This is a genomic window from Synechococcus sp. R6-7, from assembly GCF_047461695.1.
Lineage (GTDB): Bacteria > Cyanobacteriota > Cyanobacteriia > Thermostichales > Thermostichaceae > Thermostichus.
Genome location: NZ_JANSHS010000199.1, coordinates 1 through 1,282 on the forward strand (window position 1 = coordinate 1; position 1,282 = coordinate 1,282).

The 1,282-nt window shown below is 52.8% G+C and carries 1 protein-coding gene; it reads left to right on the forward strand.

Annotated features, from left to right (window positions below; all coding sequences use genetic code 11):
• Positions 1-278: 278 nt before the first annotated feature.
• Positions 279-1,282 (forward strand): LysR substrate-binding domain-containing protein (locus tag NW815_RS06635; protein WP_414415825.1); only part of this gene is annotated, 1,004 nt, incomplete at its 3' end.

Here is a 1,282-nt window from a genome sequence, read left to right on the forward strand (position 1 = left end):
GGGTTTTGGGGGTTAGAGGCATGCTCCACGAGAATGTCTGCGATCGTACTCTTCTCCTGCCCAGAGAGCGGCTATTGGAAAAAAACAGCCGCCTGTGCCCAGACCGGCGCAATCCCTTGGTCGATCTCTACCTTAAGTCCGAGTGGTAGGGGGTTGCTCTTCGGTTTTGCCCCTTCCGCCACTGTGACCGTCAGCCAGGCTCTCCTAGGGATCTCGCCAAAAGGCATAGATTAGCGCTTATGATTTAGTAGTAAACCTTTAGCTTTTCTTGATTGTCCATGAAGGCCATTACCCTGCATCAACTGCAAATCTTCGAGGTTGCCGCCCGCCACCTGAGCTTTACCCGCGCTGCCGAAGAGCTCTACCTGACCCAACCCACGATTTCCATGCAGATCAAGCAATTGAGCAAAGCCGTGGGGTTACCGTTGTTTGAACAGGTGGGCAAGCGGCTGTATCTCACCGAAGCGGGGCAAGCTTTACACCAAACCTGCGAGAAGATTTTTGAACAATTGAATCAATTCGAGATGACCCTTGCCGACCTGAAGGGGCTAAAGCAGGGACGGCTGAGCATTGGAGTGGTCACCACTGCCAAATACTTTATACCCCGTCTGCTGGGGCCATTTTGTCAGCAGTATCCCGGCATTGACGTAGCTCTTAAGGTGCTCAACCGCCAGCAGGTTTTGGAGCGGATGAGCAACAACATGGACGATCTCTACGTGATGGGGATGCCGCCAGAAGATCTGGACGTGGTGGCACAACCTTTTCTGGAAAATCCTTTGGTGGTGATGGCCTCTATTCATCATCCCCTGGTGGGCCAAAAGGGGATCCCTCTGGCGCGCATTGCCCAAGAACCTTTTTTGGCCCGTGAGCCTGGCTCTGGCACCCGCATGGCTGTAGAGCGGCTTTTTGAGAAGCATAACCTAAAGCTCAACATTCGCATGGAGATAGGCAGCAGCGAAGCTATCCGCCAAGGCATTGTGGGTGGATTGGGCATTTCGGTTTTGTCTCAGCATGTGTTGGCCTTGGGGGGGTGGCAGCATCATCTGGCTATTTTGGATGTGGAAGAGTTTCCCATTCGGGGGTTCTGGCATTTGGTCTATTTGCGCTCTAAACGTCTTTCGGTGGTGGCCAAAGCTTTTGCCGACTTTCTTCTTTCCCAGGTTTCTCAAATGGAGCTGGACTTTGTGGCTAAAGAGCAGCACAAATCCAATTCAAATCCCAATCCAAATCCGCTTTCCGGCAAAGAGGCTGAAGCACAGCCGAGAGCTCTTGTCGCAACCCC